The organism is Exiguobacterium sp. KJ 601, from assembly GCF_027161185.1.
Classification (GTDB): domain Bacteria; phylum Bacillota; class Bacilli; order Exiguobacteriales; family Exiguobacteriaceae; genus Exiguobacterium; species Exiguobacterium profundum.
Map to the genome: position 1 here is coordinate 1633671 of NZ_JADHZG010000001.1, position 23311 is coordinate 1656981.

Consider the following 23311-nt stretch of genomic DNA (forward strand, 5'->3'; position numbering starts at 1 on the left):
ACCCTTTTACATGAGTAGTAATGATAAACCTGCTGTAATTAAACTGATGCCTCCGAACGTGAGTACGATGCGCCATTCTGACCACCCGACCATTTCGAAGTGGTGATGGATCGGACTCATCTTGAAGAGTCGTTTCCCCGTCGTTTTAAACGAGATGACTTGCAAGATGACGCTCAATGTCTCGATGACGAAAATGATTCCGACAAAAACGAGAAGCAATTCGAGCTTCAACATCAAAGCGAGTCCAGCGACGGCTCCGCCTAGTGCGAGCGAACCGGTGTCACCCATGAAGATTTTAGCCGGATACTTATTGAAGACTAGGAACCCGATCAAGGCACCGACGACCGCAAAAGCGAACCAAGCAATCCCAAGTTCATCTTGTGTAAGGGCGTAAATCCCAAAGAATGTGAACGTCGGGATGGCCGAGAAGGAGACGAGTCCGTCTAATCCATCTGTCAAGTTGACGGCGTTTGAGAATCCGACGAGCCACAAGATGACAATGGCGATATAGAACCATCCTGTATCGAACGAAATCGACGTGAATGGAATCGAGATCGATGTATCGAGGTCTCCCCCGAGTGACAAGAACCATGCAAACAATACCGATACCACGATTTGACCAATCAACTTCTGAAGGGACGTCAATCCGAGGTTTCGTTTGTTGACGACTTTGATGTAGTCATCTAAGAAACCGATGACACCGAATGCCATCGTAACGAATAGAAGAGTCCCGAATCCAGCAACCGCTTCGCCAAAAATGACGGATACGATGAATCCGACGAGGATGGCGAGCAGGATGACAATCCCACCCATCGTCGGTGTACCCGACTTCTTCTGGTGCCAACCTGGACCTTCATCACGAATCTCTTGTCCGAACTTTAATTGACGCAATGCTGGGATGGCTCGCGGCATCACGATCAAGACACTTAATAATGAACTGATTAATACGATTAAACTAATTAACATGTTGCTACCTCACTACTCTATTTATTGAACAAGACGCTCAAGCGCCAGTCCTCGAGATGCCTTTAACAATACCACAGTATCCGGTCGTTGATAATGATGAAGGAGCGCCTTCGCTTCCTCAACCGTCGGGACCATTTTAACGTTCACTCGTGAATCTTGAATCCCATCCGCGATCCATTTTGCCTTGTCTCCGACGAGAATACAATCGGTCACGGGAGATGTCACCGCGCCACCGACTTGTTCGTGTTGCAGTTGTTCATCCATTCCTAACTCGTACATATCTCCAAGGACGAGCACACGCTTCGAGAAACCTTCAAGCGACTTGACCGTCTCAATCGCTGCAATCATCGACGTCGGACTTGCGTTGTAGGCATCGTTAATGAGGTGAGCTTCGCCGAACATCTGTTTTTCCATCCGCATCGATGTCAACTTGATTCGGTCTAGGCCACGTTGAATCATCGCATGATCGAGACCGAACGTAAGTCCACATGCGATTGCATAGGCTGCGTTTCGAATCTGATGGGCACCGAGCACCTTTAGTTCATACAAATCACCGTTGTATTTAAAGATTGATGCGTCAAATGTCGTTTCGATCACTTCAATTTTCCCATCCGCTGTTTCATCGTATCCGACACGATAGCCTTGACCAGAAAGAAGTGGCTCATCCGCATCGACGATCAAGCGACCGTCTGCTTTGAGACCGGTCTTGATCTCAAGTTTCGCCTTGGCGATACCTGTCCGTCCGCCGACTTGTTCACCGTGGGACTCCCCGATATTCGTCACAAACGCCACATCAGGCTTGGCGAGTTTTGACAGCGTCTCGATTTGACCGAATCCGTTCATTCCCATCTCTAGGACGGCTACTTCCGTATCCCGTGGCATTCTGAGAACGGTAAGTGGCAAGCCGACGTCCGAGTTGAAGTTACCGGCCGTCTTATGCGTCTTGAACTTCTCCTCGAGCACGACAGCGACCATGTCTTTTGTCGACGTCTTCCCATTCGAGCCTGTAATGGCGACGACGAGCGGATTGATTTCTTCTAAATATCGCGCCGCTGCCGTTTGCAATGCCTCAATCGTTGATTTCACAGGGATGACAACCAGGTTTTCTGGTTGAGGACGACCTTCTTCCCAGAACGTGACAATCGCACCCTTTTCAACGGCCGCCTCGATGTAATCATGACCGTCGACTCGCGCCCCAACGATTGGGACGAAGAGACCCGCCTCGTTTGCATCTCTTGAATCTGTGGCGACCCGTTCGACGAGACGTTCGTCATTTAGATCCATGCCAAACCATGATGCCAATTTTTGAACTGTCAGTTGTTCCATACAAACTTCCTCCTCTTACATAGGAAAAGAGAGCCGCAGCCCTCTTCATCTCGTGCGTTAATTCGACGGGGTCTCCAATTTCACTTTCAAGGAGGCACCTGTTTTGACCGGTTTCCCTTTGCCAATCGATTGCGATGTGACAAATCCGGTACCGTCGATTTCTAAATTTAATTGATAAAGGGTCGCTAAACGTTTTACGTCACGCAACGACCAACCTTTTAATGTAGGCATCGTAAACGACTCGCTCGTTTTTAGCAACAATCGTTCACCGACGACATAAGATTGTCCTTTCACAGGACTCTGCGCAATCACTTCGTCTCCATCACCTAACACGATCGGATTGAAGGAATTCTCCGTCGATGCGTTCACTGCCTCTTCACGGTTTTGACCGATATACGAAGACGTTGTCTTCGTCGAGGCTTCGACTGCTTTTTCTTGTTTTTCAGGCTCGACACTCCGGTAACGTAATGCGACATCCATCACGTCTTTGAAAAGTGGCGCCATGATTCGTGGTCCGGTCGTAGACGAGTCACTGTTCGGTCTGTCCACCGCGATATACATGACAAGTTCCGGATCGTCTTCCGGAGCCATCCCGACGAACGAGTGAATATACTGTCCACTCAAATATTTTCCGTTCTCGGCGATTTGAGCGGTACCGGTTTTTCCGACGACACGATAGTTGTCTAACGCATACAGTTGCCCGGTTCCCACATCGCTATTGACGACACCGTCGAGCGCTTCACGTGTCTTTTTGGCTGTCTCCGCCGTGATCGGTTGACCGACTTCTTTCGGATTGGTCGTCCGAATGGTTTCGCCGGTCTCGCTGTTGACGATTTTCTTGATGAGGTGCGGTTGCTTCATCGTCCCATCCGTTGCGATGGCCGATGTCGCTTGCAAAATTTGCATCGGTGTCACCGCTGTCGATTGTCCCCATGCTGTAATCAAGACGTTCATCGGACTTTCGAAATCGAATTGACTATTGACCTCTCCAGGCAAATCGATTCCTGTCCGCTGATCAAACTTGAAAGCTTTAAAGTAATCTTCATATCGACTGAGACCAAGTCGTTCGTTCGCTAAAATCGAGAATGCGACGTTCGACGAATGCCAGACGCCTTCTACCATAGGAATGGTACCCCATCCCGTAATGTTGTAATCATTGAAGACCGTCTTGCCATATTTGTATGAACCGGATTCATACAGCTCATTCGGATTGTACACGCCTTCATTGATGGCTGCCGCGAGCGTAAAGATCTTCATCGTCGATCCAGGTTCGAATCGAGACGAAACAGAGAAGTTACTGTACGAAGAAATCTCGCGTGTGTTCGGATCAAACGATGGTCGGTCCGATAGTGCGATGATCTCTCCCGTTTTCGGGTCCATGATGATGGCCGTCGCATGTTTCGGCTCATACTCCTCATACAACTCATTCATCTTCGTTTCGAGCAACTGTTGGATTCTGTGGTCGATTGTCAATTGGACGTCCGCCCCGTCTTCCGGTTCAATCTTCAACTGCTCGTCACTCGATATGAGTTCACGACCTGCCAAATCTTTCTCAAATCGATACAGACCGTACGATTCACTTAAAATATCATTCAGAGACTTTTCAATCCCTAATTCACCGACGAGTTCGATACGACCGTTCTGGTCAATTTTCTGGGCATATCCGATTACCGAGGAAGCAAATACTTTGTTCGGGTAATAGCGCTTCGGTTCCTCGACAAACGTGATGCCGTTTAGGTCGAATGCTTCGATCTCTTCTTTTTGTTCTACGGTCAAGTCACGACCGGGAACACCGAACTCGATCTGTCCAAGGTCGGCATTTTGTTCAAGCCGTTTCAATAAATCGGCTTCTGTCATAGGCAGCACGGTCGACAATTGCTTCGCCGCTTCGGCGAACTCATCAGGCATAAGCGTCTTCCCTTTGACCCGCTCACCACCGAGTTTCAAAACGGCAACGAGCCGGTATGATGGAATGTTGATGGCAATCGGTTGACCGAAGCGATCATACACCTCGCCCCGTTCCGCTTCTAACGTACTGACTGCTTTCCACCGTTGCTCTTCCGCGAATGCGAGCATGTTCTCCCCTTTGTACGTATGGGTGACGGATAAATAAAGGAACCATCCGACAAAAAATAAAAAGAGCGGGGTGAAGCAGACAATCGCTACCCACGCCACTCTTTTTTTACTCTGTTTTAAAGAATTCATCAATCAATCACCTTGACATTCTTTTCATTGAATTTCATTCCGAGCTTCTCGGCAATCGCATAAATTCTTTCGGGCGAGCTTAATTGGGCGATTTCATACTTTAGTTCTTCGTTTTCTTTTGCAACCCCGTCGACCTGCTGATTGACGGTTGCTGTATCACGCATAATATTATACGCTTCATTGTGCTTCGACACCGTGATGCCACCGAACATGACCACTGAACCAATCATCACTGGATACAGGATCGATTCAAACAAGGTCAACGTGCGTCGTTTTGGAGCAGGTATTGGTCGTTCTTGCGGAATCGGATTTCGATTCGGTGTTACTTGAGGCTGCAACGCCTTACGGGCAGCTTCTGGCATCAGGTATCCCTCCTACACTCTCGGTTATTTTTGTTTTTCGGCCACTCTCAACTTAGCAGAGCGTGAACGACGGTTATCTTCAAGTTCTCCCTCACTCGCCACGATCGGCTTACGCGTGATGAGTTTGAGTTCCGGTTCAAATTCTTTCGGAATGACCGGCAACCCCGGTGGTAATGGTGGATGCTGGCTTCGCTCTTTGAACACTTGTTTACAAATGCGGTCTTCTAACGAATGGAACGTGATGACACAGATGCGTCCATTCAATGCAAGTAAATCAATCGCATCTTGAACGGCGCGGTCGAATACGTTCAACTCGTCATTGACGGCGATTCGAATCGCTTGGAACGTCCGCTTCGCCGGGTGTCCGCCTTTTCGTCTAGCTGGTGCAGGAATCGCTTCTTTAATCAAGTCGACAAGCTCGAATGTCGTCTCAATCGGTTTATCGGCACGGGCTTGCTCAATCTTTCGTGCGATTTGCTTTGAAAACTTTTCCTCCCCGTATGTAAAGAAAATACGAGCAAGTTCTCCGAACGACCATTCGTTCACAACATGATAGGCTGAAAAGTCCCGTGACCGGTCCATTCTCATATCGAGCGGTGCGTCATAGTTGTAACTGAACCCGCGCTCCGCCTCATCTAGCTGTGGCGAAGAAACGCCTAGGTCGAATAGTACACCGTCCACTTTTGTCACACCACGTTGGGCGAGTTCTTCCTTCAAGTGAACGAAATTGCTCTTTATAAACGTCACACGGCCTTCATAAGGAGCCAATCGCTCTTTCGCATGTGCGAGCGCGACGTCATCTTGGTCGAACGCATATAGTTGACCCGTCGTTAGACGCTTTGCGATTTCTTCACTATGACCCGCTCCACCTAACGTACAATCGACATATACCCCATCTGGTTTGATGTTCAATCCCTCAATGGACTCCATTTTTAAAACCGTTTCATGCTCAAACATTCAAAAAACCCTCTCAACCTACATATTTCAACTGTTTTATTACACTTACTTTATCATAAAAATGTCAAGGTCCGTACAGGTTTTTAGTGAAAAGAGGAAACAAAAAGGTAACAACGAAAAAAAGCTCTCGACAAATGTCAAGAGCTCTCAAAAAAAGATTATACATAGAACAAACATCGCTCCGTATCAGATTGTTCATAAACCTGTTTCAATCGTTTGAACACGTCTAGTCCGTGACGATTTAATATCGGAACCATCGAGATGATGCGCTCTTGAGGGGCATCCATCGGGAACAGCCGGGTCGACAGATGAATCCTTCGTGCATTCAGACGATATTGTTCTCGCTTCGATTCAGCACGCATCTCATCCGCCAATCGCTCGAGCACATGTCTCGACTTCGCCTCAAATCGTCTTCCTTGTTTCCCTGCCTCATGACTGACGGCCTCTGTGAGCGTCCGATACGCATATAGCTTTTCTTCAAACGCTTCATCGTCAAATGCATGATCCGGGAGCGGTCGCTTCATATACTGCTCCAATGTCACGCTTTCTTGACGAAGCTTCTTCTCATCATTTCTTGACACGATCAACCCACCAAGACGTGGCAAGAGAAGCGGCATCTTCCATCTCATCTCGTGGAAGAGCGGTCGAAGCTGGAGCCAGTAGGCAATTTCACCGGGACCTGCCACATACCCAACAGTGGGGAACAGGAAATCCTGCATGAGCGGACGGGAGACCACGTTATTTGAGAAACGTTCCGGATGCGCCTCTATCTCTGTGAGCAGTTCGTCTTCAGTGAAGCGATGTCCTCGCTTTGTCGTGAACACCCCATCGACCTTCGCGAGCAGCTCTCGTGTCCCATCGTGATAAAACAGATGGGCCGCGTCTCTGTTCAAGTCGACCGATGGCATCCCTTCTTCATACGCATGACCGAGCGCTTCATGGAGCTTGTCATGATGCTCGATGAGACTTCGGAACATCGGTCGTTCGAGAGCCCGTACGTCTTTCGCGTGCGGGTCAAACAATAAAAAGTCAGATCCGACGAATCGCCGCATCATTCCACCGAAAAAGTGAGCGAACGAACGACTCACTTGAATGAGGTCAATCAGCTCATGATACAAATGTGAAGTATACGGCGTCTCTGTTTCGTTCAGTAGAAGACGTTGCGCCATTTGAACAAGTTCGAGCTTTACCCGTTCGAACTCTAAGTCCCCTATCGATGCTTTTCCTGCAAGCGGTAACGATGACAAGGCATCTTTTTTCAACGTCCTCGAAAACGCCTGTGTCGTGAAGACATGGTTGATTTCAGCAAAGTCATGATCTTCCGTCGCCATCCAGAAGACAGGAAGGACCGGTTTCCCTAATTTCGCTTCAGCCTGTTTCGCCCGTTTGATGACCGCTAACAGTTTGTATACGGCAAACAAAGGTCCTCCATATACGCCGACCTGTTGCCCCGTCACCATCACGTACGCTTTTCGCTGAGCGAGTAACTCCAGCTTCGCTTCCAACTCTTCCGAAAGTTCCCCGAACTGTTCTTGTTGTCCCTTTATTATCTCGACGAGCTCCGACAGATGCTCATAGGTGCGCCCTGAGACCTCCTCGGCACGTTTTTCGATTTCATCCATCCCTCGATAATCGAGCCAGCGACCATATTCATGATCGATTTGAATCATCGGTGATGTGGATGCATATAGAGCATCAAATGCTTCTACCTTCACGTATAACAACTTCCTTTCAATCAATCAACGAATCATGCCTTGGGCTACACCGATTGCGAATAAAATGGCGTGGGTCGGAACAAGTAGCAAGAAGAGTAACCGCCAACCATGGACGAACATCTTCGTGAACAACACTTCCTCATAACGAATCCGCTGCCAAATCGCGTTGATGGGGAAAATCGCACAGCAGGCTGCGAGCAATAATAGCAACATATCTGTCCCGACGATGGCCTCAAGTAAAATACTGCAAGCGTAAAACCAAAGGATGACCCCGGCATCGCATGCGAGTTTGAATGAGTTGATTGATTTCGGCATAATTTTTCTAAGTATCATATACACCATAAACCATAAGATGAGTGGAAATGAAACGATATACACTAACACGATGCGCTCGCTCCTAGAATCAGTTTATGTAATAGCGGAATGACAGTGAGAGAAATCTGCATCTGTTCGGCTTTCTCAATCACCGGTTTCAAAATCGCATCCACCTCTGTCGGCCGACCTTCTTCAAGATCGCGCAACATCGAGGAGCGATTCTGTGCGGTACGTTCGATAATCGTCTCGATGTAGGAAAATGAGACTTGCTGCGCAAACAAAGGCACCAACTCATCGTAAATCGATTGTGCGATTTCACGATATGGTGAGCCGGCGAGGGCTCCATTCGGGACCCGGCATAATGCCGTGATGGGATTGATGATGGCATTAGCAAACAATTTTTCAATGACGACTTGTTCAATATCTTCTTCCCACACGATGTGAAGTGGGCTCTCTTGAAATGATAGAGGATGGAGCCCCGACGTACTTCCAATTCGAATCCGTCCGAGTCCACGATGCTCAACCTCATGACCACGCTTCGTCACCCCATGCTCGACGACACCTAAATGAAACCCTCGACGTTTCGCATATTCCAGATGGGCAATCCCATTCGAACAAATAAAGACGGGCACCTTACCCGAGAGTCGGGCCGTCGCTTCCTCGACTTGATGGGCTTTCGTCGTGACAAAAAAAAGATCCTCGTCCGTTTCCTGAAGCGTCTGACTTGACCGTAACGACACACGTGCCGTCCCTTCCGTCACACCGATACGTGTGATGAAAAGTGGATCAGATGACCCGATCCTTCCATAGAGCGTCACGTCGTAATCGTCTGCGAGCACAGATGCCAACAATAATCCGACCGCTCCGTTTCCGATGATACCAATTCGTTTGATGGAGTTCATCATGGCCCTCCTCCTATTCGAACTATTTTCGCACAAAAAGTTTACCACATCTTTTCACCATGACCCAAAAATGATAAACAAAAAAGGAGTAACCTGAGAACAGGTCACTCCTTCAAGCATTATTTGCTTGTTACTTCTTTACCGTTGTAATGTCCGCAAGATTTGCAAACACGGTGTGAAAGTTTCATTTCGCCACAGTTCGGGCACTCGTTCATACCAGGTACGTTGAGTTTGAAGTGAGTACGACGAAGACGTTTGCGAGTTTTCGACGTTCTACGGAATGGTACTGCCATCGTTGTCCACCTCCTTGATAAGTTAACCTTCCTCGTTCTCTTTTTTCGAGAACAGGTCGGCTAGTCCCGCGAAACGCGGGTCAATTTTTGGTTGGGCTTCGGGCTGTTCGTCAGTGAGCGTCCAGCCTTCTCCTTCAACCTGAGTTTTGTCTGTTTCGTTCCCATAAACTTGCATCGGGACGTCTAACATGATGAGCTCTTTTACAATCGGTACAAGACTGATTGTATTTCCTTCTGGCAAATTCACGTCATCGAATTGCTCCGTATAACGCCCATTCTCCAAAAAGAAAGGCTCGAGCGATTCAATATCGAATTCATAAGTGACATCTTCTAACGTTCGCGCATCTGGCAACGTCAGGTCACCTTGAATCTTCAGATTGAATGTAACTTGATTAGATGTGAACGATGCATCCCCGTGCACATGCACCGGGCGAATCGAACGGATATCCGGATGGAGCTGAGTTAGCTCTGGTAGTTCTACCATCTCATCGATTGTAAAACCGTCACCCTGGTTTCGGAGCTTAAGTAGCTGTGCAATAGACCATTTCATCCGAATCACCTCAATTGCAACAATATGAATTATAGATAGGCCAACTTGTTTTGTCAATGTTTTTTCTTTACACTAAAATCAGTTGACGACGGCGCTTTGCCAAAGCGTACTTACTCATCTTACACCAATCCATACGACAATGCAAAGGAGTAAATCATGCAAAAGACGGCCATTATTGCAGAGTACAACCCGTTTCACAACGGGCACTATTATCAAGCGCAAACTGCACGTCACGAAACCGGAGCTGATGTCATGATTGCCATCATGAGTGCCCAGTTCACTCAACGGGGCGAACCCGCCTCGTTCGACAAGTGGAAACGGGCTAAGGCTGCCGTCGAGAGCGGTGCGATCGATCTTGTCATCGAGCTACCGACCCAATATGGGGTCCAACGCGCCGACCGTTTCGCTAAAGCCTCCGTCTCGATTGCTGAACAGCTCCGTTGCCAGACGCTATCGTTCGGGAGTGAGAGCGGGGATATAGATGCAATCCTCCATGCAGCCCGTTCACATGTCGAAGAGACGTCACGTTACAAAGAGGCGCTTCAAGAAGCATTACATGAAGGACACTCGTCCGCTCAAGCTTCGAGTCGAGCTTTCCGGACCGTTTATCCCTCATTTGATTTGACGCGACCAAACAACATTTTGGGCTATCATTACGCCAAAGCAGCAAAGATGATTCAGTTACATACAGTCAAACGGCTCGGGGCTGATTATCATGATCCTTCTTTAATGGACGTCATGTCGGCAACGGGTATTCGGGCTCATTACCTAGACACCGGTGAAGTTCGTGCCGTTCCGGCATCGACTGAAGCGATGTTTCGGACACAACCGATGACACATTGGGAACACTATTGGCCCGTCTTACAATTCAAACTGAGAACCTTGCCACTCCACACATTGACGGAGCTCGTAGGAATTGATGCTTCTCTCGCACCTCGTCTTAAGCAGGCGGGAGTCGAGCCTTCATTCGAACGTGCACTTGCTGTCGTGTCGACACGTCGCTACACGCGTACCGCCATTCAGCGGGCGTTCGTCGCCGTACTGCTTCACTGGTTAAAAGTCGAGGCACCGACACGCTTTGATGAAGTCCCTTACGTGAGACCGCTCGCCTTCAACGATCTCGGACGACATGCGTTACGAGATGTGAAGGAAGACGTGCAACTCGTCAGTAAGTTCGATGCCCGGCTCGATTTTGAAGCTCGTGTCACCGAAGCATATCGACTCCCGCTTCAAGATGATGCATTGATCGAGCACCGGCAACGCCCTCAGTTCATCTCTTCTAAATAACGAATCGCATCCTCGACCGTCTTTACAGGGACGACTTCAATGTCACTGTTTAGGCGGTCTCGTGATTCCAGCGCCTCTTCATAATTTGAACCGGCCGGCACAAAGAAGACTTCCGCTCTTTCCTCATCGGCGGCGACAATTTTCTGCCATGCACCTCCGATAGGTCCGACATTCCCTTCCTCATCGACCGTTCCGGTTCCGGCAATCCGTTTTCCATTTGCCAAGTCACCTGGCGTCAATTGATCATAAATTTCTAACGTGAACATCAATCCTGCAGATGGACCGCCGACATTCGTCAAAGCGACATCGACTTCAGGATCAGCCGTGATTTCTTGAACGGGAAGTGGTTCATAGATTCCAATTCCGACACGATCCCCGCTTTGATCGATCGGCTGAATGAGCGTTTGCACGACACGTTCTTCGCCGTCTCGTTCAATCGTCAACTCCACTTCATCGCCCGCCTCAAATTCCGATATGCGATTCAAAAAGTCGACGCGAGTGGCAAAGGACATCCCATCGATGGCCGTGATGACATCACCCGGCTTCAACACATTTGCCGCAAGGGACCCAGGAATCGGAGCAGATACATAAATTCCCTCGAAATCAACCGTCACGTCTTGATCTGCTAATTGATAGGCGTATTGGATTGCTGCTTGTTGAGAAGAGTCCATCAATAATCGTTGGCGACGTTCATAGTCTGCCTCACTCTCCCCATCGTATAAATAGCGACTGGATAAATTCGCTTCCGTGAACGGGGTCACCCAACTTTCAACTAACCAAAACGGAGTCGCACGGCGTTGGGAGATTGTCACCATCATCAGTTCACCATCCTCTTTTTCGCCACCTTGGACGGTCAGGAACTCTTCAATTGAGGTCGCTGCTCCGGGTGAAGAGATATAGTAAGGAAGTGGGACGAACAGGAAGAGAAGCACTGTAACGAGTAGACCGAGACCGATTTTTAACGATTTCATTGTCCCGAACTCACTTGATACTTTTTACGCAAGGCAATTTCAACCTGTTCCGGTACAAGTTCACTGACCGATGCACCATATTTCGCCACTTCTTTGACAATCGACGAGCTGAGGAACGAATATTGACTATTCGTCATCATGAACAACGTCTCGACGTTCTCATTCAACTTTTTGTTAATTGATGCGATTTGAAGCTCGTATTCGAAATCTGAGACTGCACGGAGCCCACGGACGATCGTCGCTGCTTCCCGCTCTGCGGCGTACTCGACAAGCAATCCACCGAACGCGTCGGCCGACACGTTTGGCAGATGTGTCGTCACGTCTCGAATCAGTCCAAGTCTTTCCTCCACATCAAACAATGGGGCCTTGCTTGAATTTTCAAGGACGGCGACAATGACCTCGTCAAAAATGGCCGCCGCTCGTTCAATAATATCTAGATGTCCGTTTGTGATGGGGTCAAAGCTACCCGGACAAATCGCAATCCGTTTCATCGTGTCACTCCTCCGATGCGTACTCATAGAAACTGATGGTGATGATATCTGAGTATCGCTGTTCTTTAATTCGTTCAAATCGTCCTACTCGTTCCGGTAACGTCACGTCACTACCGTGTTCACAGACGACTACGCCGATATCGATCAACAAATCTGATTCATCGATCATTTGTAAGAACGCCACATGTTCTTCCGCATGATATGGAGGATCCATAAAGATGAGTTTAAATTGTTCCTGTTGAACCTTGAGTTGTTCGAGTACCGCCTTGGCGTCTTGACGATATACTCTCCCTTTTACTTCATAATGGGTCGCTCGCAAGTTCTCTTGAATCGTTTGGACGGCTTTCGGTTGACGATCGACAAAAATAGCTTCGTCACAACCTCGTGATAACGCCTCGATTCCGAGCCCACCGCTGCCCGCGTAAAGGTCTAGTGCTTTCCCGCCTGAAAAATAAGGTCCGATAATGTTGAATAACGATTCCTTCACTTTATCGGTCGTCGGCCGTGTCGCCGTTCCTGGGACCGCTTTTAAACGGGTCCCTTTTCGTTCTCCAGATATGACACGCATGTCTTTCCCTCCAGCAGAAAAGATGAAGGTGATGCCACCTTCATCTTTTTGTTTATTTCGATTTTGTCTCGTACGTTTCGGAAATGAATGGGCGTTCGCTTCGAACGACCGCTTCCACAAACGGCAATGCTTTCACTTGTTCGAGTACGGCTTCATGACCTTCGAGGTCAGTATAAAGAAACGCATACTTTTCTCGTTTTGAGACAAAGTAAAGATTCGCATAACGTCTTAACGCTTTCACTTGTTTTAAGGAATTCACGTATACGACGAAGCCAATCCGTTCATTCAACTTAGACGGCGCATCCACAACTTCCGCCTCCTCCGCAGCTACCTCCACCAGAACATCCACCTTCATCAAAGAATGGATTACCGGTCGGGACCTTGATTTTAGGAGAGACTGAATGAGCGAGTAGTTCACTCACTTCCCCTAACAACTTATCCAAGCTTCGTTCCGCTTTTTTGAACGCAGCGATTTCCGGCTGTACATCGAGACGACGTTTGATGAGATGCATCTCTTTTTTGATGCGGTCGTGGTCCGGATGATGCTTTCCGAATCGCTGGACATACTCATAGTCCTCTTTCATCTTCAAAAACTCACGCTCGATTTCCTTTGCTTCTTGTGATGCGAGACGTGCCGCTTTCGTTTGAATATATGTTTGAAACGATTCGCTTGCTTCAATCAAATCGGTCAATTCTTCTGTTTGATCGAGCAGGGCAATCGTCTGTTCAGTGATTATCATACCCCTCACCCTTTCTGCCATGATTTTACCACAATTGTTTCCCTATGTAAGCAATCCACACTATAATTGAAGTTGACCGCAAGGCGTTCCATGTAGAAAGGAAGTGAACAGACGCAACCGATGCGTCTACGTATGAAAAAAGTTTCTTTTAATATGATCCGATCGGCCGGTATCAAGACGGATTATGCGAAACCCGAATATTATTTCGATCAGCTCGATAAGGTTCGCGCTGCCGACCTCGTCCTGTTCCCTGAGTATTGGATGGTCAATTCCATCATCTACGGGATGAATAAAGCAATCTTCCCATCACCTGCGACTTATCACCTCGGGCACGACAAGATCGAAATGACGCGCGCCTTTAAAGCGACATATCCGCATCGGATTCCGAAGACATTGATTTATGGAAAGAACCCATACACGATTGAACGCGTGTTGGAAGAATTCCACTACCCGTTCGTCGCCAAAAAAGCCAAATCCTCAATGGGTCAAGGGGTATGGTTAATCAAAAATGACCAAGACTGGTTAGAATACGTCGAGAATCATGATACGTTCTATGTCCAAGAGTTCATTCCGAATGATCGCGACTTACGCATCATCGTGATTGGAGAAGAGGTAGTCGGTGCCTATTGGCGTGTCAGCGAGGCTTTTTTAAACAATGTCGCTCAAGGGGCTAACTTCTCGTACGAAGACATCCCGGAAGACGTCGTCCAAGAAGTTCAATCGATTGCGAACACGTTATCTATCAATCACGCAGCGTTTGACGTTATCGTGACAGAAGATGGATTTTACATTTTAGAATTCAACGTCTTTTTCGGATCAGAAGGACTGCTACCTCTTGGCGTGAAACTCCCTCAAAAAATCGAGGAATACTTAAATTCACTCGGCTGATTAATCGTTCATCTTTTTTTCACAATTTGAACACACGTTATTCCAAGAACGTTTTTGAATATGGTATGATGACATATGAGGTTTATTCGAAAAGGGGGATTATGATGAAATTTGAGCAGTTCCACATCGAGGGAAAAGAAATCCGTTTTGGTTTGCTCGAGACGATCATGGATCATCATCATTTCATCCGTGAAGGTGCTTGGGATTACGAGCGTGCCACGTATGACATGAAATATGAGAAACAATCGACTGGCGAAACATTCTATCTTCGCTTACCTGTATACGCGATCGAAGGTCAAATCGAAGATCGTCACGCTGTTGTCAAAATGCTTACACCGATTTTAGGAAAGCATTATTATCCACACGGTGTTGAATACGATGAAGTCTTCCCAGAAGAAATCGTCCGCGACTGTGAGCGCCGTCTAAAAGCACTCGCAGAAACATTAGAAGTCAAACCCCTTGCATAAGCGAAGGGGTTTTTCTTATGGGCGAGTTAAACGTTGTTAGGCAACTTACGCCGACAAGTCCTTTGATTCGATGATCACGCAACCTTTACTCTTATAATACATAATCATATCTTCTAGTTTTTTCAAATCGTAGCTCGTAATGCAATCCGACAAGACGCTAACCGCATAGTCAGATTTCCGCAGATTGTAGCAAGTCGACTTCACACAGGCGGTCGCATCAGCCCCAGTGATATAAAACGTATCGATGTGATGCTTGGCAATGAACGTCACAAACGCTTCGCTCGTCAAGGCGTTGCCCTTGTACTTTGTGAACACGTGGTCGGACGCGAGCTTCAAATCTGGTGCTAATTCCGCTCCTCGCGTTCCTGTTTTGAACGTTCTCGTCCCTGCTGATAAATTCTCATGACGGATATAGACGATATGTAACTTCTTTTCGACCGCCCAATCAATCGCTTTATTGATGTTGTCGATGATTGCTTTGTAATTTTTCGTGATGTCATTTTGAATGTCAATAACGACTAAGGCTTGGTTCTGCATAATTTGTCCTCCTCCATTTCTAAAAAGCGAACATTAGTTCGACTCCGCTATTTAGTATAGCAAAGTTCACTTCTGGAAGATATAGTCATTAAGAAACGTAGCGTCGAGCATATAAAAAAGGAGGCCCTTTACGGGTCCTCCCTTATATCATGCCGCAATGACGGTCAATGTCACATCGACTTGACCGAGCAATAAATCGAATTGGTCTCGAACATAGCGATACAATCGCTCTGCCTCGACGAGTGTTAATGGTGCAATGATTTGATAATCATAGTGGTCTTTCGAGCGAGAGACGACTTTCACTTCTTTCAAGCCGAATTCGATTGCGCTACACGCGATCAAATCTTCAATTGCCCGTTCCGCAATCGTCACGTCTCCGTATGAATAGTCATTCCCAATCACAGCCATCGTATCGTTCATGGTGATCACTCCTTTTCATTCGCGAGCACTTTAACGTCCTCCATGATAGATTCGATATCGACCGGTTCATCCCCTGCCGTCGCCATCTGCGCGACAGCACGGACATCATGATGGCGGTCGATGACGTACATCGTCGTCGCATGCGTCACGAGTCCGCTGTTCGCCTTCGAATAATAGAACTGTAGCTGACGTGTGATTCGGTCAATGTCTACCTGGTCTCCCGTCAACATCTTCCATCCAGTCGGCTCTGCTTGGAATGCTTCCCCGTAATTTTTCAGAACGGGCACGGTATCCACCTCCGGGTCAACCGTGATCGCGACGAGTTCTACGTCCGAGCCGTATAAGTTCTCTTTTTTCAATTCTTTTTCGAGTTTCATAAAATCACGTAACGTGAGCGGACAAATATCTGGACAGTTCGTATAGAAGAACGTCACAATCTTCACTTTTCCGTTGTCGGAATTATAGGTCTCTTCATTTAATGCGTTCGTTAATGTGAACGGGGTTGGCTCTTGAATGACGGGTAGGTCGTCTTGATTGAAGAAAACAAAATACACGGCTACTCCGATGACGACAAGCGTCAAGACGGTCAAACCGACCGTCAAATAGCTATTCCGTTTCATACAGCTCTCCCTCTCTATGGATCATCCTCCGATTATCGCGCGGAATACGTTCGTCGTTTCACCTGGGTCATATGCCACATAGAGAAGAATGTAAACCGTCACCCCCGTAATGGCCGTGAAGAACCAGACGACTGACGCTTTTGGACCGATTTTCCGGTGCTTCTCGATTTTGTTTTTATAACCGAGATAGAGCGTAATCAATCCGAGGATACCACCTGTGGTTGCGAGAAGAATATGGAAAATCATAAAACCAAGATAGAACGGCTTCACTGAATCCGGTCCCCCAAATGCCGTGTTACCGACAAAAATGGTACGCGAGACGTAAAGGATGAAGAACGTCGTCGCTGCAATCGCTGCGGCCGTCATCACCTTTTTATGTTTTTCGATGTTGCTGCGGTCTTTTGCGATAATCACCCATCCGATGGCGACAAGAATCGCACTGATGACGATGAATGACACACTAATTAAGGCAAGATAGTTCATCAATGTTTCCCCTTTACGTTCTGTTTAATTTTTTTCATTTGTTTCTTGCGGAGTGAATGACATGCCTTCATCAAGAGCAAGTGACTTCGTCCGACGCACCCAGCCGAAGAACGTCCAGCCGAAGAAGAAGCCGTACACGATCTCTTGACCGAGTTTCATGAGGACCCCACCGAAACGTTGATCTTCGAGCGCACTGTTCGTCGCTCCCATCAACGCCTCTAAATCAATTCCGGAAACGTCACCATTCGGGAGACAGTATCCAAGGACCGTCGCAAACGTCTGTGGGTCCGTGTATGCATTATAGAGTGTCGTTTGACTAAAGATGATGAGCGCACAGGCAGGTGTCAGTAAGACCCCGTTGGCGATAATGTACACCATTCGTTTCAAATCGGACATGCCTTCCTCTTCGTCTGAGACGAGTGGAACGATGACCGGATACCACATCGTCAAACTAAAGACGACAAGGGCACCGTGGAAAATACGGTGAACGCCGTAGTTCGTCAAGACGTAGTCGAATACGACCGGCATATGGTAAATCGAGAACAATGCGTTGAATAAAATGAGCGCGATCAGTGGCTTCGTCAAAAACTTGAACATCGGCCCAATCCATTTGAAGCTAAGTACTTTTTCAAACACCCAGTACGGTAGACCGTAAACGACGAGTGCCGGTGCCAAAATATAGACGAGCACCATTTGGAACATATGCACCGATAAAATGATATGTGCCATGACATCGATTGGACTTCCAAAACCGATGTAATACAAGACAATCGCAAACAACATACTAAACTTTTGTAATAACGTGGTCGAGGCATATCCTCGCTTCGCCATTCTCTCTGTCACGACGGCGTATAACACATAAATCCCGACCATGAGCAATCCGAACAGCGGACTCCATAACGTGAGCCAATCAAATTGATTGAGCAGCTCCGACGTATTCCAGAGCATCCGTTCACCCCTTTTCTTTCTCTCCCTAACCTTTGAAACCGTTCACTTCAAGATTACTATTCATTCATTTTTGAAGTAAAGGAAAAAGGACCGAATCATCCGTGTTTCCACAGATGTTCAATCCTTTGTCACAATTACCAAATGAGTAAGCGGAGTGCAGCGACCGTGATGATGGCAACAAAGATACCTAGCCACATCATGCCAACGATCCACGTGTTCCCACGGTTATTCATATGCATGAAGATATATAACTGTAGGAAGACTTGGATGACCGCCAAGATGATTAAAAAACCACCTGCTGCCCACACCGGCATCAATTCCGCATAGACGGCGCCGAATGCCACGAATGTGAGTAAAATCATCATCGCGAAACTGATTAATTGAAGCTGATACTCACGTTTCGACTCTGCTTTTACTTCAAGCTCTAACTGCTTGTGAGATTCGTTCATTACTCGTTTTTCCATATTAGTTCACCATCCCTAAGAGGTAGACGATTGAGAAGATGAAGACCCAAACAACGTCGATAAAGTGCCAATATAGACTCGATACATAAAACTTTGGTGCATTGTATACATCGATCGGACGGTTCCAGTTACGAATCAAAAGCGTCGTGATCCAAAGAAGACCGAACGTTACGTGCGCGCCGTGGAAACCAACCAACGTATAGAAGGCTGAACCGAATGCGCTCGACGTGAACGTGTGACCGATGTGGTAGTAGTGAATGAACTCGTAAATCTCAGCACCAAGGAATCCGGCACCAAGAAGGAGCGTCACAATCAACCAAAGCTTCATACGCCCTGGATTGTTTGCCTTCATGTTCATCATCGCAAGGACACTTGTAAGTGAACTTGTGAGGAGGAGCATCGTCATAATGAAGACGAGCTCCATTTCGAAAATGTTATACGAACGTAATTCCTCTGGCGCACCAGAGTTCAAGAGACCAACGTATGTTCCAAAGAGCGAGGCGAAGAGGACTGTCTCTCCACCAAGGAAGAACCAGAAGGCCACATATTTATTTTTCCCTTCCAGTGTTGCTTTCTCTGGATTGGCCGGGATACCGGTCACTGGGTGTTTTTCAACTGCATGTGCCATTTATTGTTCTCCTTTCTCACGAATCGCTTTCAAGTCTGCTTCGACTTGTGACTTCGGAATGTAGTAGCCGTGATCGTCAATCCAAGAACGTAGGAACATCGAGACGAACGTCATCGCTAATCCAAATCCAATCAATGACCAACCGACGACCGTGTTATCCATCTGGAAGATGGCACCGAGTCCTGCGATAAAGAGGCCGAGTGACATGAAGAACGGAATGAGCGAGTTATTCGGCATGTGAATGTCCGAAACTTCCTCAGCGACTGACACGCGTTTGTTGCCTGCCATTTTCTCGAGCCAGAACGTATCAAGTCCTTTGACGAGTGGTGTTTGTGCAAAGTTGTACTCTGGAGTCGGAACAGGAAGTGTCCACTCAAGCGTACGTCCGTCTCCCCAGTGGTCTGGTTTGACGCGGTCTTTTGACAAGAAGGCTTTCACAACAGCGATGAGCAAGACAATCGTTGACACACCCATGAAGAATGCACCGATTGTCGAGAGCATGTTGAGTGTATCCCAACCTTGACCATCGAGGTATGTGAAGACTCGACGTGGCATACCGAACAATCCGAGGAAGTGTTGCGGGAAGAACGTCAAGTGGAACCCGATAAAGAACAACCAGAACTGCCAGTATCCAAGCTTTTCAGAAAGGGCTTTTCCGAACATGAGTGGGAACCAGTAGTAAAGTCCTGCGAAGAGACCGTATACAACCCCACCTACGATAACGTAGTGGAAGTGAGCGACAACGAAGTAGCTGTCGTGGTACTGATAGTCAGCAGGTGCGACTGAAAGCATAACCCCTGTCATCCCACCAACGAGGAATGAAGGAATGAACGCGACAGAGTAAAGCATGGCCACGTTGAATTTAATTTGACCGCCCCACAGTGTGAAGAGCCAGTTAAAGATTTTAACACCAGTTGGTACGGCAATCGCCATCGTTGCAACAGCGAAGATCGAGTTGGCAACTGGACCAAGACCGACTGTGAACATGTGGTGAACCCAAACCATGAATCCAAGGAAACCGATAAGCATTGTCGCGAAGACCATCGTCGTGTAACCGAAGAGACGTTTACGCGCAAATGTCGGAATGATTTCCGAGAAAATACCGAATGCCGGTAAGATCAAGATGTATACTTCCGGGTGACCGAAGATCCAGAAAAGGTGTTCCCAGATGACAACGTTCCCGCCAAGTGCCGGGTCAAAATAAGCAGCTCCGAAGAGTCGCTCGAACATCAACATGAACAATCCGACCGTAAGTGGTGGGAATGCGAAGACGATCAATGCCGATGCAACGAAAGTCGTCCATGTGAAGAGTGGCATACGCATGAGTTTCATTCCTGGCGCACGCATGTTCAAGATGGTGACGAGGAAGTTAATCCCGGCCATCAATGAACCGAAACCTGAAATCTGAAGACCGAGAGCGTAGAAGTCTACCCCTGTCGCTTCCGGTTGTGTTGAAAGTGGAGCGTAAGCCGTCCACCCTGCGTTTGGTGCTGCTCCGAAGAACCAGCTCAAGTTAAGCATGACTCCACCGAAGAAGAACAACCAAAAACCTAATGAGTTAATGAATGGGAACGCAACGTCGCGTGCCCCGATTTGAAGTGGTACGACGGCGTTCATAAAACCGAATAGCATCGGCATGGCCGCTAGGAAGATCATCGTCGTCCCGTGCATCGTAATCAACTGGTTAAATGTCTCACCGCTGACGAAATCGTTCATTGGTTTGACGAGTTGCCAACGAATCAGTAATGCTTCAATTCCACCGAGAAGGAGGAAGAAGATTCCTGAGAACAAATACAAAATACCGATTTTTTTGTGGTCAACCGTCGTAATCCAATCCATGATGCCATTGTATTTACGCGATTGCTGCATTGCAGTGGTCTGTGCCACGTGAAATCCCCCTTTTCCCGTTAGTCAATCTTCTGCTCATACAAGAAGTCAACGAGTGCATCTAATTCTTCGTTGCTGATTTGACCTTCATTGAATCCTGGCATAAGAGCCCCTTGTTTCTTCTCTTGCGGGTCACGAATCCACTCTTTCAAGTTGTCCTCGTTGTTTTCGAGGTAACCTGCGAGCCATTCACGATCACCGAAGTTCGTTAAACTTGGTGCCACTTTACCGCCGCCGTGACAGCTCAAGCAGCTTTCGACATACACTTGCTCACCTGTAGTCAAGTTTGTGTTGTCTGCGACGAGATTCTCACCGTTCTCGTCTTGCTTAGCTTTCATGTCAGCGAGCCATTGATCATATTCTTCTTGCTCGAGCGCGATGACTTTAAAGTCCATAAGGGCATGTGACGGACCGCAAAGCTCAGCACATTTCCCGTAGTAAGTACCTGGTTCATTTGCATGTAACCACATTTCGTTATCAAGTCCTGGGTTCGTATCTGTCTTACCAGATAAAGCCGGTACCCAGAATGAGTGAATGACATCTTTAGACGTCAAGTTGATGCCGACTCGTTTTCCGACTGGAATGACGAGCTCTTGCCCTGTCACAACACCTGCTTCTGGATATTCAAATTCCCACCAGTACAAGTTAGCTGTAACGTTGATTTCTTCTTCTTTTTTCGCTTCTTTCGCTTTCGCGAGTTCGACAGTCGTCGTGATTGTCGGAACAGCGAGAATGATGAGAAGGATAATCGGAACGACTGTCCAAATCATCTCGAGTGTACTGCTACCTTCAACTTGCTTCGGAATCGATTCATCTTTCCGACGGAACTTCATGAGCACGTACACGTAAATGACCGATACGATGATGAGTACGAAGAGCATGATCGCCAAACTGATGAGAATGATGCGGAGCTGAAGCTCAGCCCCTTCTCCCATCGGCTTCAATGCAGACAATCCCTCTTGACCGCAACCTGATAACAGGACTGCGAACATCATCATCGGGACGATGCCAAACAGAAGCTTCTTAAATGATTTCACAACAATCCCCACTTTCTCCCAAAATGATGTGTAATGGTTTTCTATATAGTGAGTGCGATCACCAGAGTGCTGTCAAAATCAGCGCGATAATCCACACGACTAAATAAATTAATGAATAGAAGAACATTTTGTTTGCCCACTTGATTTCGTCCTCGGCGTTGAATCCTTTCAATCCGAGATACAACCAGTAGCCCCCTAAACCGGCTGCGACTGTCAAGTAAACAAGACCATAGTGCATAAATAAGAGCGATGCCGGAATCAGCGTCGCAATCCACCAGATGATCTGCCGTTTCGTGATGGCAAATCCGTTCACGACCGGAAGCATCGGAATGCCTGCCGCTCGATACTCTTCCGTCCGTCGCATGGCGAGCGCTAGGAAGTGAGGTGGTTGCCATAAGAACATGACAAGGAACATGAGCCACGCATCAATATGAAGTGCCGGATCTAGTGCTGCCCAACCGATGAGCGGTGGAACGGCTCCCGAAATACTACCGACGACTGTATTGAGCGTACTCGTACGCTTCAGCCACATCGTATAAATCACGACATAAAAAAATGCCCCGATTAAACCGAATACTGCGGCGACGTACGATACAAGGAGCAATAGTAGTGTTCCGATTGCAAGTTGTGTCAATCCAAGGAGTAAAATCTTCTCTCCTGAAATCTTGCCGGTTACACTCGGTCGATTGTCCGTACGATCCATTAAGTAATCGATATCTCGGTCCACAAAGTTGTTTAGGTAACAACTCCCCGAAATCACGAGTGCGCTTCCTAACATCGTTAATAAGAGCTGTGGCCAAACTTCAAACAAGTAAAGGACTGGCGTATCGCTCTGGTACGTCGCTGCCACGAAGAATCCTGCAAACACCAACAACAGGTTGGCGCGAACAATTCCCATTTTCGCTAAGGCGACGTAATCTCGGAATGACGTTGATTCTGTATACTCTACATCTACCGTCATCCCTGGGTTGACTTTTGTCATACTGACCCCCCCACATAATCACGAAATCCTCGCATTCTCTTCACAGAAAAAACACAATATGAACAAAATACACTTAACTCTCTACAAAGATACCATATTTTTTTATAAAATACGCCCTTTATGCTTGTAAAATAGCGAGTTTTTTGTGTCAATAGTGTGATATTTGTCACACCTTATGTGCTTTACTAATATTAGAATAACGTTTTTGATAACGATTGCAAGCTTTTCCATTTCGTTTTTTGAACGGAAAGCCGTATAATAAGTATGGCGAAAAAAATATAAATAAACAAGGTACATTTTTT

The 23311-nt window shown here is 47.3% G+C and carries 28 protein-coding genes; 3 read left to right on the top strand and 25 right to left on the bottom strand.

The features are described 5' to 3' along the window. Positions 1 to 6: 6 nt before the first annotated feature. The 10 genes from mraY to IRJ25_RS08435 all read right to left on the bottom strand — a co-directional run bounded on the left by mraY (position 7) and on the right by IRJ25_RS08435 (position 9591). Entirely contained in the window at positions 7 to 966 is a 960-nt protein-coding gene (mraY, locus tag IRJ25_RS08390; protein ID WP_269318092.1) for a phospho-N-acetylmuramoyl-pentapeptide-transferase, read from the bottom strand. 21 nt (positions 967 to 987) lie between these two features. Then, positions 988 to 2292, bottom strand: coding sequence for a UDP-N-acetylmuramoyl-tripeptide--D-alanyl-D-alanine ligase (locus tag IRJ25_RS08395; RefSeq protein WP_269318093.1), 1305 nt, complete (start codon positions 2290 to 2292; stop codon positions 988 to 990). Between the two features lie 57 nt (positions 2293 to 2349). Continuing rightward, on the bottom strand, positions 2350 to 4497 hold the full coding sequence (locus IRJ25_RS08400) for a penicillin-binding protein (protein ID WP_214691088.1): 2148 nt from the start codon (positions 4495 to 4497) through the stop codon (positions 2350 to 2352). Beyond that, entirely contained in the window at positions 4497 to 4859 is a 363-nt protein-coding gene (ftsL, locus tag IRJ25_RS08405; RefSeq protein ID WP_074037336.1) for a cell division protein FtsL, read from the bottom strand. Before ftsL ends, IRJ25_RS08400 begins: the two co-directional genes overlap by 1 nt. 24 nt (positions 4860 to 4883) lie before the next feature. Next, positions 4884 to 5816: a 16S rRNA (cytosine(1402)-N(4))-methyltransferase RsmH gene (gene rsmH, locus IRJ25_RS08410; protein WP_078146645.1), complete on the bottom strand. Its 933-nt coding sequence runs from the start codon at positions 5814 to 5816 to the stop codon at positions 4884 to 4886. 158 nt (positions 5817 to 5974) lie between these two features. Further along, positions 5975 to 7531, bottom strand: coding sequence for a bacillithiol biosynthesis cysteine-adding enzyme BshC (bshC, locus tag IRJ25_RS08415; RefSeq protein WP_269318094.1), 1557 nt, complete (start codon positions 7529 to 7531; stop codon positions 5975 to 5977). 24 nt (positions 7532 to 7555) lie between these two features. Continuing rightward, complete coding sequence (locus IRJ25_RS08420) at positions 7556 to 7915, bottom strand: DUF3397 domain-containing protein (protein WP_015881302.1); 360 nt, start codon at positions 7913 to 7915, stop codon at positions 7556 to 7558. Further along, positions 7909 to 8751, bottom strand: a complete 843-nt coding sequence (locus tag IRJ25_RS08425; RefSeq protein WP_215244073.1) for a 2-dehydropantoate 2-reductase — start codon at positions 8749 to 8751, stop codon at positions 7909 to 7911. The genes IRJ25_RS08420 and IRJ25_RS08425 overlap by 7 nt, the downstream gene beginning before the upstream one ends. A 116-nt stretch (positions 8752 to 8867) precedes the next feature. Then, entirely contained in the window at positions 8868 to 9041 is a 174-nt protein-coding gene (gene rpmF, locus IRJ25_RS08430) for a 50S ribosomal protein L32 (protein ID WP_015881300.1), read from the bottom strand. Between the two features lie 22 nt (positions 9042 to 9063). Beyond that, positions 9064 to 9591: a YceD family protein gene (locus IRJ25_RS08435; protein ID WP_015881299.1), complete on the bottom strand. Its 528-nt coding sequence runs from the start codon at positions 9589 to 9591 to the stop codon at positions 9064 to 9066. A 156-nt stretch (positions 9592 to 9747) separates the two neighbouring features. On the opposite strand from IRJ25_RS08435, the gene IRJ25_RS08440 reads away from it, so the two are divergent. Then, positions 9748 to 10878, top strand: coding sequence for a tRNA(Met) cytidine acetate ligase (locus IRJ25_RS08440; protein WP_074037342.1), 1131 nt, complete (start codon positions 9748 to 9750; stop codon positions 10876 to 10878). Here the strand turns inward: IRJ25_RS08440 and IRJ25_RS08445 are convergent. Genes IRJ25_RS08445 through IRJ25_RS08465 form a run of 5 tightly spaced genes read right to left on the bottom strand, consistent with a single transcriptional unit; the run spans position 10857 to position 13648 of the window. Continuing rightward, entirely contained in the window at positions 10857 to 11849 is a 993-nt protein-coding gene (locus IRJ25_RS08445; RefSeq protein ID WP_269318095.1) for a SepM family pheromone-processing serine protease, read from the bottom strand. The genes IRJ25_RS08440 and IRJ25_RS08445 overlap by 22 nt on opposite strands. Beyond that, positions 11846 to 12340, bottom strand: coding sequence for a pantetheine-phosphate adenylyltransferase (coaD, locus tag IRJ25_RS08450; RefSeq protein ID WP_015881296.1), 495 nt, complete (start codon positions 12338 to 12340; stop codon positions 11846 to 11848). Before coaD ends, IRJ25_RS08445 begins: the two co-directional genes overlap by 4 nt. Before the next feature lie 4 nt (positions 12341 to 12344). Then, the gene (rsmD, locus tag IRJ25_RS08455; protein ID WP_269318096.1) at positions 12345 to 12908 is read right to left on the bottom strand and encodes a 16S rRNA (guanine(966)-N(2))-methyltransferase RsmD; all 564 of its coding nucleotides are present in this window, start codon (positions 12906 to 12908) and stop codon (positions 12345 to 12347) included. 52 nt (positions 12909 to 12960) lie between these two features. Beyond that, positions 12961 to 13215, bottom strand: a complete 255-nt coding sequence (locus IRJ25_RS08460; protein WP_143406649.1) for a YlbG family protein — start codon at positions 13213 to 13215, stop codon at positions 12961 to 12963. Then, a complete protein-coding gene (locus tag IRJ25_RS08465; protein WP_015881293.1) occupies positions 13199 to 13648 on the bottom strand; it encodes a YlbF family regulator in 450 nt (149 codons plus the stop codon). The genes IRJ25_RS08460 and IRJ25_RS08465 overlap by 17 nt, the downstream gene beginning before the upstream one ends. Positions 13649 to 13780: 132 nt before the next feature. Between IRJ25_RS08465 and IRJ25_RS08470 the strand changes: the two genes are divergently transcribed. Further along, entirely contained in the window at positions 13781 to 14536 is a 756-nt protein-coding gene (locus tag IRJ25_RS08470) for an ATP-grasp domain-containing protein (RefSeq protein WP_269318097.1), read from the top strand. A gap of 104 nt (positions 14537 to 14640) precedes the next feature. Further along, positions 14641 to 15003 (top strand): YugN family protein, encoded by a 363-nt coding sequence (locus tag IRJ25_RS08475; RefSeq protein WP_015881291.1) that lies wholly within the window; start codon positions 14641 to 14643, stop codon positions 15001 to 15003. A 45-nt stretch (positions 15004 to 15048) separates the two neighbouring features. On the opposite strand, the gene IRJ25_RS08480 is transcribed toward IRJ25_RS08475, so the two are convergent. The 10 genes from IRJ25_RS08480 to cyoE all read right to left on the bottom strand — a co-directional run bounded on the left by IRJ25_RS08480 (position 15049) and on the right by cyoE (position 23009). Beyond that, a complete protein-coding gene (locus IRJ25_RS08480; protein WP_159562045.1) occupies positions 15049 to 15540 on the bottom strand; it encodes a cysteine hydrolase family protein in 492 nt (163 codons plus the stop codon). A gap of 147 nt (positions 15541 to 15687) precedes the next feature. Next, positions 15688 to 15960 (bottom strand): hypothetical protein, encoded by a 273-nt coding sequence (locus tag IRJ25_RS08485; RefSeq protein WP_074037351.1) that lies wholly within the window; start codon positions 15958 to 15960, stop codon positions 15688 to 15690. Between the two features lie 5 nt (positions 15961 to 15965). After that, entirely contained in the window at positions 15966 to 16580 is a 615-nt protein-coding gene (locus IRJ25_RS08490; RefSeq protein ID WP_214691094.1) for an SCO family protein, read from the bottom strand. Positions 16581 to 16601: 21 nt separating this feature from the next. Continuing rightward, on the bottom strand, positions 16602 to 17063 hold the full coding sequence (locus tag IRJ25_RS08495) for a DUF420 domain-containing protein (protein WP_015881287.1): 462 nt from the start codon (positions 17061 to 17063) through the stop codon (positions 16602 to 16604). Positions 17064 to 17087: 24 nt separating this feature from the next. Continuing rightward, a complete protein-coding gene (locus IRJ25_RS08500) occupies positions 17088 to 18011 on the bottom strand; it encodes a cytochrome c oxidase assembly protein (protein WP_159562043.1) in 924 nt (307 codons plus the stop codon). A 134-nt stretch (positions 18012 to 18145) separates the two neighbouring features. Beyond that, a complete protein-coding gene (locus IRJ25_RS08505) occupies positions 18146 to 18475 on the bottom strand; it encodes a cytochrome C oxidase subunit IV family protein (protein WP_031421543.1) in 330 nt (109 codons plus the stop codon). 1 nt (position 18476) lies between these two features. Next, positions 18477 to 19103 carry a cytochrome (ubi)quinol oxidase subunit III gene (locus tag IRJ25_RS08510; RefSeq protein ID WP_015881284.1) on the bottom strand — a complete coding sequence of 209 codons (627 nt, stop codon included), beginning with the start codon at positions 19101 to 19103 and terminating at the stop codon, positions 18477 to 18479. Further along, positions 19104 to 20972 (bottom strand): cytochrome c oxidase subunit I, encoded by a 1869-nt coding sequence (gene ctaD, locus IRJ25_RS08515; protein ID WP_214691280.1) that lies wholly within the window; start codon positions 20970 to 20972, stop codon positions 19104 to 19106. 38 nt (positions 20973 to 21010) lie between these two features. Next, positions 21011 to 21988, bottom strand: a complete 978-nt coding sequence (coxB, locus tag IRJ25_RS08520) for a cytochrome c oxidase subunit II (RefSeq protein WP_214691281.1) — start codon at positions 21986 to 21988, stop codon at positions 21011 to 21013. Between the two features lie 97 nt (positions 21989 to 22085). Further along, on the bottom strand, positions 22086 to 23009 hold the full coding sequence (gene cyoE, locus IRJ25_RS08525) for a heme o synthase (protein WP_074037356.1): 924 nt from the start codon (positions 23007 to 23009) through the stop codon (positions 22086 to 22088). Between the last annotated feature and the right edge of the window lie 302 nt (positions 23010 to 23311).

Excerpts from the sequence above, each read along its gene's own strand:
- mraY (WP_269318092.1), bottom strand. The coding sequence starts at position 966 with ATGTTAATTAGTTTAATCGTATTAATCAGTTCATTATTAAGTGTCTTG.
- IRJ25_RS08395 (WP_269318093.1), bottom strand. The coding sequence starts at position 2,292 with ATGGAACAACTGACAGTTCAAAAATTGGCATCATGGTTTGGCATGGAT.
- IRJ25_RS08400 (WP_214691088.1), bottom strand. The coding sequence starts at position 4,497 with ATGAATTCTTTAAAACAGAGTAAAAAAAGAGTGGCGTGGGTAGCGATT.
- ftsL (WP_074037336.1), bottom strand. The coding sequence starts at position 4,859 with ATGCCAGAAGCTGCCCGTAAGGCGTTGCAGCCTCAAGTAACACCGAAT.
- rsmH (WP_078146645.1), bottom strand. The coding sequence starts at position 5,816 with ATGTTTGAGCATGAAACGGTTTTAAAAATGGAGTCCATTGAGGGATTG.
- IRJ25_RS08425 (WP_215244073.1), bottom strand. The coding sequence starts at position 8,751 with ATGATGAACTCCATCAAACGAATTGGTATCATCGGAAACGGAGCGGTC.
- rpmF (WP_015881300.1), bottom strand. The coding sequence starts at position 9,041 with ATGGCAGTACCATTCCGTAGAACGTCGAAAACTCGCAAACGTCTTCGT.
- IRJ25_RS08435 (WP_015881299.1), bottom strand. The coding sequence starts at position 9,591 with ATGAAATGGTCTATTGCACAGCTACTTAAGCTCCGAAACCAGGGTGAC.
- IRJ25_RS08440 (WP_074037342.1), top strand. The coding sequence starts at position 9,748 with ATGCAAAAGACGGCCATTATTGCAGAGTACAACCCGTTTCACAACGGG.
- IRJ25_RS08445 (WP_269318095.1), bottom strand. The coding sequence starts at position 11,849 with ATGAAATCGTTAAAAATCGGTCTCGGTCTACTCGTTACAGTGCTTCTC.
- coaD (WP_015881296.1), bottom strand. The coding sequence starts at position 12,340 with ATGAAACGGATTGCGATTTGTCCGGGTAGCTTTGACCCCATCACAAAC.
- rsmD (WP_269318096.1), bottom strand. The coding sequence starts at position 12,908 with ATGCGTGTCATATCTGGAGAACGAAAAGGGACCCGTTTAAAAGCGGTC.
- IRJ25_RS08465 (WP_015881293.1), bottom strand. The coding sequence starts at position 13,648 with ATGATAATCACTGAACAGACGATTGCCCTGCTCGATCAAACAGAAGAA.
- IRJ25_RS08470 (WP_269318097.1), top strand. The coding sequence starts at position 13,781 with ATGAAAAAAGTTTCTTTTAATATGATCCGATCGGCCGGTATCAAGACG.
- IRJ25_RS08475 (WP_015881291.1), top strand. The coding sequence starts at position 14,641 with ATGAAATTTGAGCAGTTCCACATCGAGGGAAAAGAAATCCGTTTTGGT.
- IRJ25_RS08480 (WP_159562045.1), bottom strand. The coding sequence starts at position 15,540 with ATGCAGAACCAAGCCTTAGTCGTTATTGACATTCAAAATGACATCACG.
- IRJ25_RS08485 (WP_074037351.1), bottom strand. The coding sequence starts at position 15,960 with ATGAACGATACGATGGCTGTGATTGGGAATGACTATTCATACGGAGAC.
- IRJ25_RS08490 (WP_214691094.1), bottom strand. The coding sequence starts at position 16,580 with ATGAAACGGAATAGCTATTTGACGGTCGGTTTGACCGTCTTGACGCTT.
- IRJ25_RS08495 (WP_015881287.1), bottom strand. The coding sequence starts at position 17,063 with ATGAACTATCTTGCCTTAATTAGTGTGTCATTCATCGTCATCAGTGCG.
- IRJ25_RS08500 (WP_159562043.1), bottom strand. The coding sequence starts at position 18,011 with ATGCTCTGGAATACGTCGGAGCTGCTCAATCAATTTGATTGGCTCACG.
- IRJ25_RS08505 (WP_031421543.1), bottom strand. The coding sequence starts at position 18,475 with ATGGAAAAACGAGTAATGAACGAATCTCACAAGCAGTTAGAGCTTGAA.
- IRJ25_RS08510 (WP_015881284.1), bottom strand. The coding sequence starts at position 19,103 with ATGGCACATGCAGTTGAAAAACACCCAGTGACCGGTATCCCGGCCAAT.
- ctaD (WP_214691280.1), bottom strand. The coding sequence starts at position 20,972 with ATGCAGCAATCGCGTAAATACAATGGCATCATGGATTGGATTACGACG.
- coxB (WP_214691281.1), bottom strand. The coding sequence starts at position 21,988 with ATGATGATGTTCGCAGTCCTGTTATCAGGTTGCGGTCAAGAGGGATTG.
- cyoE (WP_074037356.1), bottom strand. The coding sequence starts at position 23,009 with ATGACAAAAGTCAACCCAGGGATGACGGTAGATGTAGAGTATACAGAA.